At 43.5% G+C, this 14,902-nt stretch carries 15 protein-coding genes; 11 read left to right on the top strand and 4 right to left on the bottom strand.

What is annotated here, in order from left to right:
* Positions 1–1,050: 1,050 nt before the first annotated feature.
* The 4 genes from fosM to NPA43_RS17575 all read right to left on the bottom strand — a co-directional run bounded on the left by fosM (position 1,051) and on the right by NPA43_RS17575 (position 4,255).
* On the bottom strand, positions 1,051–1,473 hold the full coding sequence (gene fosM / locus NPA43_RS17590) for a FosM family fosfomycin resistance protein (protein WP_370461145.1): 423 nt from the start codon (positions 1,471–1,473) through the stop codon (positions 1,051–1,053).
* A 71-nt stretch (positions 1,474–1,544) separates the two neighbouring features.
* Positions 1,545–2,636: a bifunctional diaminohydroxyphosphoribosylaminopyrimidine deaminase/5-amino-6-(5-phosphoribosylamino)uracil reductase RibD gene (gene ribD, locus NPA43_RS17585; RefSeq protein ID WP_256499142.1), complete on the bottom strand. Its 1,092-nt coding sequence runs from the start codon at positions 2,634–2,636 to the stop codon at positions 1,545–1,547.
* Positions 2,623–3,384 carry a GTP cyclohydrolase II gene (locus NPA43_RS17580; protein WP_099727181.1) on the bottom strand — a complete coding sequence of 254 codons (762 nt, stop codon included), beginning with the start codon at positions 3,382–3,384 and terminating at the stop codon, positions 2,623–2,625. The genes ribD and NPA43_RS17580 overlap by 14 nt, the downstream gene beginning before the upstream one ends.
* A complete protein-coding gene (locus NPA43_RS17575; RefSeq protein ID WP_099727180.1) occupies positions 3,362–4,255 on the bottom strand; it encodes a VOC family protein in 894 nt (297 codons plus the stop codon). Before NPA43_RS17575 ends, NPA43_RS17580 begins: the two co-directional genes overlap by 23 nt.
* Positions 4,256–4,429: 174 nt before the next feature.
* Here NPA43_RS17575 and NPA43_RS17570 point away from each other — a divergent pair, with 174 nt between their 5' ends.
* From NPA43_RS17570 to isdG, 11 genes are all read left to right on the top strand, one after another.
* Positions 4,430–4,762, top strand: a complete 333-nt coding sequence (locus NPA43_RS17570; RefSeq protein WP_230031607.1) for a winged helix-turn-helix transcriptional regulator — start codon at positions 4,430–4,432, stop codon at positions 4,760–4,762.
* A 371-nt stretch (positions 4,763–5,133) separates the two neighbouring features.
* Positions 5,134–5,592, top strand: a complete 459-nt coding sequence (locus NPA43_RS17565) for an NEAT domain-containing protein (RefSeq protein ID WP_099727178.1) — start codon at positions 5,134–5,136, stop codon at positions 5,590–5,592.
* 20 nt (positions 5,593–5,612) lie between these two features.
* Positions 5,613–6,269, top strand: coding sequence for a heme uptake protein IsdC (isdC, locus tag NPA43_RS17560; protein ID WP_230031605.1), 657 nt, complete (start codon positions 5,613–5,615; stop codon positions 6,267–6,269).
* A gap of 19 nt (positions 6,270–6,288) precedes the next feature.
* Positions 6,289–8,052, top strand: coding sequence for an NEAT domain-containing protein (locus NPA43_RS17555; RefSeq protein ID WP_256499141.1), 1,764 nt, complete (start codon positions 6,289–6,291; stop codon positions 8,050–8,052).
* Between the two features lie 75 nt (positions 8,053–8,127).
* Positions 8,128–9,015, top strand: a complete 888-nt coding sequence (isdE, locus tag NPA43_RS17550) for a heme ABC transporter substrate-binding protein IsdE (protein ID WP_099727176.1) — start codon at positions 8,128–8,130, stop codon at positions 9,013–9,015.
* A gap of 33 nt (positions 9,016–9,048) precedes the next feature.
* A complete protein-coding gene (locus NPA43_RS17545; RefSeq protein ID WP_099727175.1) occupies positions 9,049–10,035 on the top strand; it encodes a FecCD family ABC transporter permease in 987 nt (328 codons plus the stop codon).
* Positions 10,022–10,792: an ABC transporter ATP-binding protein gene (locus NPA43_RS17540; RefSeq protein ID WP_256499140.1), complete on the top strand. Its 771-nt coding sequence runs from the start codon at positions 10,022–10,024 to the stop codon at positions 10,790–10,792. Before NPA43_RS17545 ends, NPA43_RS17540 begins: the two co-directional genes overlap by 14 nt.
* A gap of 26 nt (positions 10,793–10,818) precedes the next feature.
* Positions 10,819–11,568 carry a class B sortase gene (gene srtB / locus NPA43_RS17535; protein ID WP_256499139.1) on the top strand — a complete coding sequence of 250 codons (750 nt, stop codon included), beginning with the start codon at positions 10,819–10,821 and terminating at the stop codon, positions 11,566–11,568.
* An 18-nt stretch (positions 11,569–11,586) separates the two neighbouring features.
* Positions 11,587–12,525: an ABC transporter substrate-binding protein gene (locus NPA43_RS17530; protein WP_256499138.1), complete on the top strand. Its 939-nt coding sequence runs from the start codon at positions 11,587–11,589 to the stop codon at positions 12,523–12,525.
* Positions 12,522–13,535 carry a FecCD family ABC transporter permease gene (locus NPA43_RS17525; RefSeq protein ID WP_249705638.1) on the top strand — a complete coding sequence of 338 codons (1,014 nt, stop codon included), beginning with the start codon at positions 12,522–12,524 and terminating at the stop codon, positions 13,533–13,535. The genes NPA43_RS17530 and NPA43_RS17525 overlap by 4 nt, the downstream gene beginning before the upstream one ends.
* Position 13,536: 1 nt before the next feature.
* Complete coding sequence (isdG, locus tag NPA43_RS19170) at positions 13,537–14,658, top strand: heme oxygenase (RefSeq protein ID WP_371930215.1); 1,122 nt, start codon at positions 13,537–13,539, stop codon at positions 14,656–14,658.
* Positions 14,659–14,902: the final 244 nt, after the last annotated feature.

Genomic DNA, 14,902 nt, shown 5'->3' with positions numbered 1-14,902 from the left:
ACGACAAGTTTCACGGATTGAATAAAACTTGTTTTGGGATTTGGATAGATTAATGCAATATAAGGAATCAGCTTTTTAATATACTGATTCTTTTTTTATTTAACTAAATAAGGTCTTACAGTTGCCAATAGAAAGTAGGAGGGTATAGAAGAAAAGTACAAGTCACACTTTTATGTTATATAGATTGTTGTTCAGTTTATTTGATAAATTGAACAACAAAAAAGCTGTATCATTTATTTTAAACATTGTGCAGGAAGGAAAAATAAATTTACCTCACTCTAATTTGAAATTACTGCAACTAACAAAAAAATTAAAATTCTGCACAGTCCTTAGAGATTTACACAGAATGTTTAAAATATATTCAGTATCAATCATTTAAAATGACACATTAAGGTTAAAAAAATATGCTTATCTATGGTAACAAATTGTTACTTATGGTAACATGTAGTTGCACAAGTTTTTTGTTCAACTCGGACTAAGTTGAACTAGTTTTCAAACTGAAGCACGAGAGCTTCAAGGTGAATTTCTTGAACGTTCACCATATAACTGAAAAGAAATTTAATTTGGGCACTCGGCTGACTACCGTGTGCTTTTTCTATGTATAAATTTTTAATTTGAGGAATACACTGAAATAATATGAAAAAAATAAAGTAGCCCTCCAAAAAACAGAAACGAGATAGAACCAGCATTACCTTGACTAGGGGTAATGAAGGTGCCACTTTATTTTTCATGATAATCTTAAGGGTTAATTCAGAACGGTCTCTTATCTATAATCCATACGATGAACTGGACTAGAGTTCGGATTGAATTTAAGATAAGAAACCAAAGCTTGTACTTGCAGGTACAAGCTTCTTTCTTTTTGTTCTTGCGTCTCTCAACGCGTGAACGCACAAGTTTTGTTCTCAAACTGACCCCTCCTTTCTCGGCATAAAAACACCTTTAGTATGGAAGGGGGGAGGACTATCGCTTGCTTCACGTTTCTATGTATATTTTACCAGCTTTTCTACCAAATGACGAATAGCATCTTATTGTTTCTTCTCTGTATTTCTTTCACGATTTATCAAAAAACTCCATATGTGTTTTCTCTTGTTTGTAATAATCTATTCGATCTTTCAAGGTTCCTGTATGATACTCAAATTTATGTCCGTCAGGGTCCGTGAAGTAAATCGATCTCTGATCTCTTTCGTCTCTCGGACGGCCTGGTAAGATGTTGACATTCAAATCTTTTAGTTTGTGATACATGTGATCAACATCCTCTTCATCAATTGAAAAGGCGATGTGTGTGTAAGAGTGATGTATGTCTTGACGAGGGATATCTTTTTCAACATTGAGGGCAAGCCATAGCCCGTTCAAATCAAAGTAAGCTGTATTTTTCCCTTTTACTAATAATGTTGCGTCAAAAACTTGTGTGTAAAAATCAATAGATGCCTCTAAATCTGAAACAGAAAATAATAAATGATTGATTCCTTTCATTGACAACCTATTCACCTCAAAAATAAATCATTTGCAAAAAGCTTGTAGACCAAATCTACAAGCTTTTTTGTTTATTGATAAACGGGATAGCCAGTTATTTTGATATCTTTCCCCAGCTGTTCAATGGCGAGTTGATCCAGTTCAATTGCGTCACTCATGAGGCGTATGCCTTCGCCTCCGAAAAAGGAAGGAGAGAGTCGTCCGCCAATGAGCTTAGGTGCCATGTAGATGACCAATTTATCTACAAGCTGCTGCTCTAAAAATGAGGCGTTGACTTGGCCGCCGCCCTCAATCATGAGGGAGGAGACATTTCTTTCTCCAAGCACTTGAAGTACTTCTTGTAAAGGCACTCGCGTGTCGCCGTCTGTCATAAAGACGCTGACGCCAGCTGCTTCTAAAGCCGCTCGTTTTTCCTCATCTGCTTGCTTTGTTGTAAAAATCCATGTAGGTGCCAGCTGATCAGTGACGATCTTTGCCGTCAGTGGTGTCGAAAGCTTAGAATCTAGGACAATTCGAATTGGATGATGACCATTTGGAATCCGCGCGGTTAATGAAGGATCGTCATGAATGACGGTTTGAGCACCAACCAAAATCGCATCATTGATACTGCGGATGTGGTGAGCGTCATAACGGGAAATTTCTGACGTAATCCACTTGCTGTCAGACGTAACAGAAGCAATTTTTCCATCTAGGGTGATGCCCGCTTTGAGCGTCACGAAAGGCGTTTTTTTCGTAATAAAGTGGTTAAACACTTCATTCATGAGAATGGATTCCTGTTCAAGTACGCCCGTGATGACTTGGATACCTGCGTCTTGTAAAATGGCAATCCCACGGCCAGCGACAAGCGGGTTCGGATCAAGTGCTGCTACGACAACGGTTTCGACACCGGCTCTGACAAGTGCTTCAGCGCAAGGGCCTGTGCGGCCATGGTGGGAACAAGGCTCTAGGGTCACATAAATCGTGGCTCCTTTTGCCTTGTCTCCCGCCATTTTGAGTGCATGAATTTCAGCATGTGGTTCGCCGGCCTTCATGTGAGCACCGACTCCAACAATTTCATTATCGCGGACAATCACAGCCCCGACGAGCGGATTCGGTGATGTCTGTCCTTTCATGGCACGTGCATTTTCTAGGGCTAGATTCATATATCGCTCATGATGTGGCAATCGTATGCACCTCTTGATCCGCCTTCATGTGGCCTGAGCGGTTAATTTTTGTCTGCAAGTATTTTTCGTTGAATTCAGAGACGTCACCCCAAAGCGGAATGCGTCCAGAAAGAGAAAGACCTGCATGACTGATGGCATCTGTCTTTTTCGGATTATTGGTAATGAGTCTTACTGGCTTTGTACGAAGTGTTTGAAGAACGGCAATGGCTTCTTCATATTGACGCGTATCATCTTCGAAACCAAGCGCTTCATTTGCTTCCACTGTATCATAGCCGTTCTCTTGAAGGATGTAAGCCATGGCTTTACTGAAAAGGCCAATGCCGCGCCCTTCATGGTTGGCTAAATAAAACAGGGCACCTGCTCCATTGTCCTCAATCATTCGCATGGACTGCTTCAATTGGAAACCGCAGTCGCAGCGCTTGCTTCCGAAAATATCGCCAGTGTGGCAAATGGAATGCATGCGGATAAAGGCTTCATCAGCGTGCTCGAAATCCCCATACACAAGAACGCTTGATTGCTGATGATCGGCAAGCTCACGGGATGAGAGGCTTTCAATTAAAGCTTCATCTGACAATGGCTCTAACCCATCGTCTTTTAACCATGAATACCAGTTGAACATCACGGTTCTGCCGTCTAAATTCACTGGCAGTTTAATGGGTCCAGTGATATATATATATCCGTCTTCTTGCTGTACTCGTTTGATTTTATCTTTTAAAATGGCTGTTTTAAGATCTGTGTGTTTGTCCATATTCTGCACCTTCTTTTTTATCTGTTTCTTCAATCTGTAAACGAACGAGAACGCCAAATGGATCAACAAATTCGTTACTTTTTCCTGTCGTTTTGACAGCAACGCCTGCTTTTGTCAGACGTTCGACGACGGATTGTCTGTCCGCTTCTTCAGGGAAAACCAGTGTATAGCTTCTAATTCCTGAAAAACGTGGATCAATGGCTCCTTTTCTCCCGCGTCCCCATGCATTAAAGGCAAGGTGATGATGGTACACACCAGCAGCGATAAATAAACTTGCTTGGGGAGCCATTCGGATATGAAAACCGAGCGTGTTCACATAAAAGGAATCAGCTTCTTCTGGGTTAAGATGGAAATGCAAGTGTCCCATGACTGTATCAGCAGGGAGTCCTTCCCAGGTGGAATCAGCGGCTTCTTGCAGGAGACCATCTCCATCAAGCGGTGCATTTCCGCCACCTTTCAGTTCTCCATGCTCACCTACCCAAACGTCCTCAGGGCGATCAGCATAAATTTCTACGCCAATGCCGTCAGGATCACTTAAATAAATGGCTTCACTGAAAAAGTGATCGCTTGCTCCAATTAAAGGATAGCCTTTTTTGATCACATGTGCCAGCCATGTGCCCAGGTTTTTTCTGGTAGGTAATAAAACAGCAAAATGATAAAGTCCTGGCTCATGATTAGGTTTCTCCTTCAGCTGTGCATCTTCTTTTAACAAAAGGATCGGTTCCTTTGCATTGCTGCCAAGAGTGACGGCGGAATCCGTCTGTTCTAATATAGTAAACCCTAAAATGTCTGTATAAAAAGGTAAAGAACGCTCAAAGTTGGACACATGTAATTCTGTTACACCCAATCTTAGCTGCTCAATTGTCTTCAAGCTGGTCAGCTCCTTCATGATATATGCATCGGCATGTTCAAATGGTTTTGAAAATCTATAAAAATGTATACCTTGTTACTTTTAGTAACTAAACTATATAATAGTTAGTGACTTATTTCAAGTAATTAATTGTGTTATAATGAAAAAAAGAGAGAAAGGCAGGAGGGAGTAAGTATGGCTCAAGTGGACGGCTGCCCAATTACAGATGCCATGGAAATTCTAGGCAAGAAGTGGGTGATTCTCATCATCAATCAGCTTCTCACAGGGCCCAAGCGTTTTTGTCAGCTTGAAAATGAAATGAACATCAGCGGAAGATTATTATCAGAAAGGCTGAAGGATTTAGAAGCTGAAGGGCTCGTTGAGAAAAAAGTATACCCCGACATTCCGGTGCGGATTGAATATAAATTAACAGCGCAAGGGAAGAAAATCGAACCGATTATTCGTGAAATGTACGCATGGTCTTTAGAGCGAAAAAACAGCAAAAAAGGGGAACATGTCCCTTCCTAATCGATTTCGATCAGTGCACCTGATCGAAATTTTTTTTTGTGATTTTCCAGAAATCTAAGACAATAGTATGAAAAATGATGTTGACAATAAATTCATCCATCATATAATATCAAGGAGAAGAGGGTTCTTTTCCCTGTAATGGAATGGAGGTTATGCCATGGTATTATGAATGGGACAGATTGCCTAAAATAAATATCGATCCATCATTTGGAAGCAGACATCTTTGACTTTTTGGAAGCAAAGATTTATTTTTTCAACACAATTGATAATGATTATCATAATCATCTATAAGTGTGATCTCAACACTTATGAAGGTTATTTTTTTTATTGTCTATTGAGAATAATTATCAATATCAATTAGGAGGGTTCACATGAAAGCACTTCGTCCAACGTCACACGTATTATTATTCTTTAGCTTTGTTCTATTATTTGCTTTAGCTCCGGTTAGCTCTGCCTCAGCAGCAGGCTTAGCAGATGGTCAATATTCAGCGCAATATGTGGTATGGAAAGCAGATAGCGATTCGACTTCAACAGCGAATACGTATTTTGAAAAACCAGCCAAGCTTGTCGTGAAGGATGGGAAAATCAAAGCGCAAGTCACGTTAACCAATAGCTCTTGGATCACAAGCTTTAAAACACTGGATCAAGGTGTTTACAAAGATACGAAGGTGATCAGTACGAACACAGCTGCCAATAAAAGAACGGTAGAATTCAATGTGTCCAGTCTGACAGAAGTCGTACCAGCAAAAGTGAGTGTGACTGTGCCGGTCATCGGATATACAGGCAATTATGACATTCGCCTCAAGTTTGATGCAGCAACTGTTCAATAAAAAGGGAGGAAATTCGCTTGATGAAAAAATGGATAAGACTGCCAGCCTTCATGGCCGCTTTTTTATTGGCACTCATACTGCCTTTTTCAAATGCACAAGCTGCCTCTTTAAATGATGGTACATACTCCGTCAACTATACTGTGCTGAAGGCTGAAGGAAATGCGGTCTCAATGGCAAATGATTACTGGCTGAAGCCGGCTAAAGTGATCGTGAAAAATGGAAAGCTGACAGTGCAAATGACCATTAAAAATAGCAGCTGGGTGACGGAATTTAAAGTTCCGGGAAATGGCGGCTATGTCGATACAACGGTTCTTTCAACGAATAAAAAAGCCAATACAAGGCTCGTTCAATTCCAAGCACAGAGCTTGTCTAAACCAATCAAGTCAAAAATTCATGTCACTGTAAAATCTGCTGACTATGATCATAATTATACAATTCAGCTGAAATTCGATGAAAGCAGCATCAAGGCACTTTCTTCTAACAGCTCAAACGAAACAGCGGGTGCAGCAGAAAGCCAGCAATCATCAAAGGAATCAACCAAAAAATCTGATTCATCCACTCATACGAAACAAGAAGAGAATCCGCAAACTGGTGATACAAGCCAGACGGGTTGGCTCCTTGTGCTTGTCTTATGTTCAGGCGGGTTTTTAGCAAGAAAGTGGATCATCAAGCATTAACGGAAGGAAGTGTCACCTTTTGAAACGTCTTTTTCATCTAAAGGCAGCCATTCTGCTCGTTTTATTCAGTTTGTTGACTGCGTTTCAGATTCCTCAAGGAACGGCTCAAGCGGCATCATTCGTTGATGGTGAATACACAGTTGGATTCACTATTTTAAAAAATGGCAGCACAGAAGCGTCCATGATGGATACTTATACAGAAAAGCCAGCTAAGCTGATCGTGGAAAATGGCAAGACGACAGCCTATGTCACGCTGAAGCAAAGCAAAGAAATCACAGATTTCAAGGTCGAACAAAATGGCGCTCTCGTCACCACTGAAACGGTCAGTGAGGATGAAACAGCCAATACACGTGTGATCAAATTTGATGTAGCCGACTTATCAGCAAAATTAAACGGCTGGGTCAAAATTTACTGGGATTTAGGCGGTTTTATTTATGACGAAGCGTATGACGTACAGCTCGCATTCGATCAAAGCAGTCTAACACTCGTCACGCCTGCAAAGCCAGACGATAACGAAACAAAACCAGATGATCAAAATGGCACAAAGCCAGACGATAGCGAAACAAAACCAGATGATCAAAATGGCACAAAGCCAGACGATAACGAAACAAAACCAGATGATCAAAACGGTACAAAGCCAGATGATTCTGCGCAAAATCAATTAAAAGATGGTGTGTATCGTGTCAATTACAGTGTGCTAAAAGGGGATGAGGACGAGGCATCTCGGATGAACCAATACTTCTCACATCCTGCATCCTTAACCGTCAAAAACGGAAAGCAAACCATTTCCTTTACGGTGAAGGACAATACGTCTGTTGCTTCTTTGAAAACAGAGAAAAACGGCTCTTATCAAGAAGTGAAGACCGTCGGCACAGATCAAGCAAAGAACACAAGAGTCGTCTCATTTGATGTGGCTGATTTGAAAAAAGCGGTTAAAGGAAAAGTACACATTGTGGTGGCAGCTGCTAATTATGACCAAACCTACGATATTCGTTTTCAATTTGATTCAAAGAGTATCTCTCCACTTAAGGACGGTCAGGTAGAGGAAGAAACACCAGCCACTCCAGAAACACCAAAACCAAATACACCAGCACCAGAAACAAATAACGGTGGAGCTGGTCAAGAGACAGCTCAGCTAAAAGATGGTGTATACAAGCTTCCTTTTTCAATGAAGAAAGCAGACAAGGATGAGCCTTCTCGTATGAACGATTACGTCGTGAGCCCTGCGACATTGGTGGTGAAAAATGGCCGCCATTTCGTTTCATATACAGTGAAGAACAGCTCAGCCATCACATCCTTCCAAGTAGGGACAGGCGGGAAATATGAAGAGACTCTTGTCGCAAAAACAGATCAAAAAGCAGATACACGAGTGATTCAATATGAAGCAAAAAGTTTAAGCGGTGACCAGGAAGCACGTGTGAAAATTGACATTCCAGCTGCGAATTACCATGAGAAGTACGATGTCAAACTTATCTATGACACGAAAGGAATCGCACATGGTGAAGGCAGCGGGATTGCCACGGTTATCGGAGACGATGAGAGTATCGGCTTTGTCAAAAATCCAAATGATCACGATTCTCAAACGAATCAGCTTGTGAATCTGGCACCAGAGGAAACGGGCGCAGAGCAGATGACATTTACGCCATCAGATGACCAAACCAAGTCTGAGACAGGCCAGCTGAATCCGAAAACAGGAGATCCCTCTCTTCTCTGGGGGTATATTCTTTTATTCGGCGGGTCGTTATTCGTGCTCGTGAGAAAGTATCAAACTAAGGCAAGATAGATGGTTTATTTTAAGTGAGATGCGCCATTTCTCTCGGCGCATCCACTCTCTTTTTTCGAAAGGAGGCTTCTGTTTTTGAAGCATCGAATGTCACGTTCCCTGATCGCTGCTTTAAGTGTGTGCGTGATCTTGTCGGGGTGCTCACAGTCGGCTGAAAGCTCAGCGAAAGGCAAGAAAAGCGCGGAATCAAATGCGCGGATTGTGGCAACGACTGTAGCTGCTGTGGAGATCATGGATGCTTTAGAGGTGGATCTTGTCGGGGTGCCAACAAGTCAAAAATCCTTGCCAGCTCGTTACAAAGGACTGCCAGAAGTCGGCAATCCAATGAGCCCGGACATGGAAATCATCCAATCACTTCAACCGACAGATGTCCTGTCTGTCACGACCCTTCAATATGATTTAGAGACACCCTTTCAACAAGCAGGTGTCCCTGCCACATACTTAAATCTTGAAAGCCTGGACAACATGGAGAAGGCCATCACGAAGCTTGGTGATCAGTATGACAGAAAGAAACAAGCCAAACGCATTGTGTCTGACTTTGAACAAAAAAAGAAAGACATACAAGAGAGGACGAAGGGAAAGCGCAAACCGTCCGTTCTGATTCTGCTTGGTGTACCAGGCAGTTATTTGGTGGCGACAGAGAATTCATATATCGGTGATCTTGTGCGTATCGCAGGAGGAGAGAACATTGTCAAAGGTGAAAAAATGGAGTATTTGGCATCCAATACAGAGTATTTACAAAAAGCCAATCCAGATATCATTCTCCGGGCCGCACATGGGATGCCAGATGAAGTCGTCCGCATGTTTGATCAAGAATTCAAAACAAATGACATCTGGAAGCATTTTAACGCGGTAAAACAAGACCGGGTGTACGACCTAGAAGAAAGCTTATTCGGGACAACAGGCAATTTAAAGGCAGCAGAGGCATTAGAGGAATTGACACGTATGTTGTATCCGTCATAAGCGGCGAATCTTAATGATAAAAGGACGTTCAAGATGAAAAAAACAGGGATTTTATTTCTGATAGTCAGTCTCTTACTGGTTGGCGTTTTTATTTATTCTGCCATTACTGGGAGTATTCATGTCACTCCGATTGAATTATTGGAAGGGCTCATCACCGGTCAACATGCACAGGTAGAAATCATTAAAGATTTGAGAATCCCCCGCATGCTCATCGCGATGTTTACAGGGGCAGCCTTATCTGTCTCCGGTGTACTATTGCAGTCGGTCATGAGGAATCCATTAGCTGATGCCGGCGTCATTGGTATTTCATCAGGAGCCAGCTTCTTTTCTTTAATGGCGATTACAGCGCTTCCTCAATTTTATTTCTACTCTCCTTTATTTTCGGTATTAGGCGGGGGCATTGCATGTTTTCTTGTATACGTTCTGTCTTGGAAGGGTGGTTTGAGCCCAATCCGTATGATTTTGGTTGGGATCGCCATCAATGCCATGTTTACAGGGATGGCAGAAGCATTTGTTACCATTTGCAGCTATTTCAATATCACGATGAATCAGTCAGGGCAGTCGAATCTCACGATGAAAACGTGGGGAGATGTCCGTTTAATTGGCGTCTATGGCATCGTTGGCCTTGTCGTTGCACTTTTCTTTAGCAGATGGTGTAACCTCTTGGCTCTTCAGGATAAGACGGCGAAAAATTTAGGATTGCGTGTGACCAGAATGCGCCTTTTGATTTCAATGACTGCGGTTTTACTAGCAGCGGTGACAGCTGCGGTAGCGGGTGTGATTGCCTTTGTCGGCTTGCTCATTCCGCACATTTCAAGAAGGCTTGTCGGCTCGGATCACCGGGTACTGATTCCATTTTCTGCGTTAAGTGGGGCTTTGCTCATTTTGACAGCTGATACGCTTGGCAGAACGCTTGTAGCACCAAATGAAATCCCTGCTTCTACGATCATGGCCGTCATTGGCGGGCCGTTTCTTATCTTTTTATTAAGAAGGGGGGACCGTCTCCATGGACATTCGTGAGGTGTCATTCTCCTATGACCAGCAGAAGAGCATCGTTCAATCGGTCACAACACAGATTGAACAGGGGAAAATCACAACCATTATCGGTCCAAATGGCTCGGGAAAATCCACGCTGCTTTCCTTGATGGCGAATAATCATTGTCCCAATAAAGGACAGATTCACTTAGATGGCCAAGAGCTGAGTGCGTTCAAGCCAAGGGAACTGGCAAAAAAGCTCGCTGTCGTTCATCAGCAAAATGAAGCGCCGCTTGATTTAACGATCGAACGGGTCGTGGCATTTGGGAGAACGCCGTACCAGACGATGCGCGGGGATGACAAGGAAGAGGATGAGAGAGCGATTGAGTGGGCGCTGTCCAGTACAAAGCTAACGGAAAAACGAAAAGTGCCGCTCGCCTCACTATCAGGTGGGGAACGGCAGCGTGTATGGATTGCAATGGCACTTGCGCAAAAAACACCGATCCTTTTCCTAGATGAACCGACAACTTATTTGGATATTTACTATCAATTTGACATTCTTGAGCTCATTCGAGAGCTCAATGTTGTGCATGGATTAACGATTGTCATGGTGCTGCACGATATGAATCAGGCTGTTCGCTACAGCGATGTCATCATTGCAATGAAGGATGGACAGATCATCAGTGAAGGACAGCCAAACGATGTGTTAACTGAAGAGATGGTGCGGCACATTTATCATGTGTCCGTCACGATTAGACAGGATGCAGAAACAGGGATGTACATCGTGCCTGTTGGTATATAAGCTGTGCAAAAAGCAGGTGAGACAGTGTGAAACGAGGAAAACGGCTTTGGCAGCGGATGCTGACGATCGTCTGTTTAGGTGTATTCATTTATAGCGGTACGGCCATCGGCTTAGAACTCTTCGGCTATTATCAAAATCGTCAAGTGCTTGCAAAGGCCCAGACGATGTATGGACAAGAAGAAATGAATGAAAAGCGGGAACCGGGAAAGATTCGTACGTCATTTGATGAGCTGCGAAAGGTGAATGACGACATTGTCGGCTGGATCAATATGAAGGGCACAATGATTCAATACCCGATTGTTCAATCACGCGATAATGCATTCTACTTAACTCGCAATTATTTAAAGAACGATACCCGGGCAGGCAGTATCTTTATGGATTATCGAAACGACGTCTTACATGAAAGTCCAAATACAGTAGTGTATGGCCATCGGATGAGGGATGGATCAATGTTCGCTGGACTCACAAACTATCTAAAAAGGGATTTTTTCGATGAGCACCGGACATTTCAGTACGATATGCTGTATCAAAGCTACGAAGCGGAGATTTTTGCTGTGTATGAAACGACGGTTGACTTCGATTATATTCAAACCGATTTTCAGGATATTGGCGAATATGCGCACTACTTGCAAGCCGTGCGTAAGAAGTCGATCTATCAAACGAAGACAGACGTGTCCACGGATGACCTGATCCTCACCTTATCGACCTGTGATCATGTGCTTGCACCTAAAAGCGGGCGTCTCGTGGTACAGGCAAAGCTAAAGAAAGTTTACTAGAAAAGGAGAGACAGACGGTTGAAATTTTCACATGTGATCGTGGCGGGACTCGTTTTGATGCTTCTCCTCGGAGGATGCAGTCAAGCAGCACCGGTAGAGAAAGGGAGCACGCAAGGAGCGCTGAAGATAAAGGATTTTGCCGGCAGAACGTTGTCGTTTGATGAATCACCTCAGCGTATCGTCTCGTTATCGACTGGAGACATGAGCATTATTTATGCCTTAGGCGGTGAGGTTGTCGGCCGTCCAACGACCGAGTTACCAGACAAGTTACAGAAGGCAAAGTCCGTACAAACGATTGGCACAACGCATCAATATGATGTAGAGCTGCTCACGAGTTTAAAGCCTGATGTTGTGCTTGGGAATGAACAATTAAACAGTAAGGACATCTCTACGATAGAAGGAATTGGTTCACAGCTTCTTTTGACAAGCGCCAATTCAGTGAAGGATATTCAGCGTCAAATTTCGTTATTTGGTGATTTGCTTGAAAAGCAGCAAAAGGCAAAAGCACTCAATGAACAAATCGATCAGCGGAAAAAGCAGGTCAAGCCGCCTAAGAAAAAAGTGAAAACACTCGTTGTGTACGGTGCTCCCGGCACATATATGGCGGCACTTCCTTATTCCTTAAGCGGGGATTTGCTGCACATCGCTGGGGGTGCGAACATTGCTGAGAATGAACCGGCGCTCGAAAAATTCCCTCAATACGCTCAAATCAATGCAGAAAAGGTCATCGAAGCCGATCCTGATCTCATTCTGCTGATGACACACAGCAATCCAGAAGATGTGAAAGCGGGCTTTATGAGCGAAATGAAACAGAATGCGGCATGGCACGATGTGTCAGCTGTCAAAAATGGACACGTCGAGATTTTGCCTAGTGATCTATTTGGTACGAATCCAGGCGCAGAAGTGATAAGAGCGATTGATGAACTAGAGAAGAGATTGAAGCGATTGTCATCATGAAAATGAATGCCGAGTTAGATTTTCAAAAAAGACAGTCTAGACGAAAGTGGCTTATACCGGGACTGCTTCTCGCTTTAGGTGTGGGCGCATGTCTAGGACTTGCATTAGGTTCTATTCAATTATCGCTGCCGGATCTGATCGCTGCTTTGACGGAATCAGGGCAGCCTGTCCATGAAAAAATCGTGATGGATTTACGGCTGCCGCGTGTTCTGATTGGTTTCATCGTTGGGGCCTGTCTCGCAGCATCAGGGGCGATTTTACAAGGGGTCGTCCGAAATCCGCTCGCTGACCCCGGAATCATTGGTGTCACAGCCGGCGGGGGCTTAGCTGCTGTACTCAGCATGATTGTTTTCCCGCAATTTACGTATTTGACTCCAGCCGCAGCCTTTCTTGGCGCTTTATTAGCGGCACTCGTTGTGTATGTGCTGTCATTTGACCAAGGCGTTTCACCGCTGAAATTGATTTTGGCGGGAGTGGCAGTCAATGCCCTGCTTGGTGCGGTCATGAACGGGTTTATGGTGCTTTATAGTGAGCGGGTGCAGGCTGTTCTGCCTTTTTTATCAGGTGGATTAAACGGGCGGAGCTGGCATCATCTTAGCTTTGTGTCGCCATATGCGCTGGCTGGGTTGTGTCTTTGTTTTTTTGCAATCAAGCCGGCAAATCTTCTCCTGCTTGGCGATGAATCGGCTCAGCTATTGGGCCTGAGAGTAGAGCGAACCCGGTTTTTCTTAATTGCGCTGGCGGCGCTTTTAGCTGGTGCGGCTGTAAGCGTGAGCGGTTTAATTGGGTTTGTCGGGCTTGTCGTTCCTCATTTTATCCGTCTTTTAATTGGAGATGACTACCGGTATCTGCTGCCGATTTCGATGCTGGGCGGGGGCGTACTTGTGGTTTTTGCAGATACAGCGGCACGGGTCTGGTTTACCCCGGTTGAATTGCCTGTCGGTATATTGCTAGCCTGCATCGGTGCACCTTTCTTCCTCTATTTATTAAAAAAGAAAGGGAGGGGTTAAGTTGGATGTGATTGCAATGGATGACGTGAGTCTCAGTCAAGGGGGCTTTCGGCTGTCGTCAATCTCAGCAGCTGTTCCTAAGGGACGAGTGACTGGAATCATTGGACCAAATGGGTCAGGAAAGTCGACTTTTATCAAAGCGGCCGCACGCCTCACGTCGATAGAAAGCGGCATGATTTACATTCACGATATACCGCAAAAAGAGATGACGGCGCAGGAAATTGCAAAGGAGATTGCTGTTCTCATGCAGACGAGAACGGCCATCCCATCGATGACAGTGCGTGAGCTGATCGCACTTGGACGGAGTCCGCATCGTTCGATCTGGAAAAAGAGCTCGAAGACAGATCATGAAGCGATTGAGTGGGCGCTTGATGTGACGAACAGCCGCGGCAATGAAAACAGGATGCTGCATACATTGTCAGGTGGAGAAAGGCAAAAGGCGTATATTGCGATGGCGCTTGCTCAGAAAACAGAGACCATTATTCTGGATGAGCCCACAACTTATTTAGATATTGCACATCAGCTTGAATTATTAGAGCTGCTTAAACAGCTGAATCAGACGCATGGAATCACCATTTTAATGGTTCTTCATGACCTGCAGCAGGCAGCAAAGTATTGTGACCGCCTCATTGCGATGAAGCGTGGTCACGTGCATCAAATAGGGGCACCAACAGAAGTATTAACAGAAGACTTTTTCAAAGAGGTCTTTGGGATTCAGGCGGAGGTTCACTTGAACGGAGAGCATCCGCTCATCATCCCAATCGCTTCGATCCAACAACAAAAGGGAGATGAAAAGAACATGATCATTGTAAACAACCAAGTAAGAGTAGAAAAAGGCAGTGCCGACCATCTCGTCAAACGATTTAACAAGCAGGGACAAGTAGAATTCATGGAAGGGTTTTTAGGCATGGAAGTATGGGTCACACAGCAGACAACAGATTATGATGAAGTGACCATTCATACCCGCTGGAACCGTAAGGAGGATTTTGTGAACTGGACAAAATCTCAGGCGTTTGGTGATGCGCACGCTCATGGAAAAGCGAAACCTGAAGGACTATTAAAAAACAAAATTACGTACTATGAAGTACAAGTGACAAGACCAGCTTTACAGAAAAAAGCCTAAATGTCATTACAGCGCTGCCGCCGAGGTGCAGCGCTATTTTTTTTGCAGATTTTTTCTTTCCGTCACATAATTTTGACAAAGTATTCAAACAACTGACACAATACCACCCAATTTTTAGGTAAAATTTACTTTATTTTTGAAGCGTATAGGTGTAAAGTACAGGTATAAATAACTAACCGAATGAAATTCAAGAGTAAATTTTCACCGAGTGAACCGTTTCAAACAGGCTATTAATTGTGAACCA

Origin of the sequence: Bacillus pumilus (assembly GCF_024498355.1) — a bacterium.
GTDB classification, from domain to species: domain Bacteria; phylum Bacillota; class Bacilli; order Bacillales; family Bacillaceae; genus Bacillus; species Bacillus pumilus_P.
Note: the sequence above shows the minus strand (reverse complement) of the source record. Positions and strands in the feature narration are given on the sequence as shown.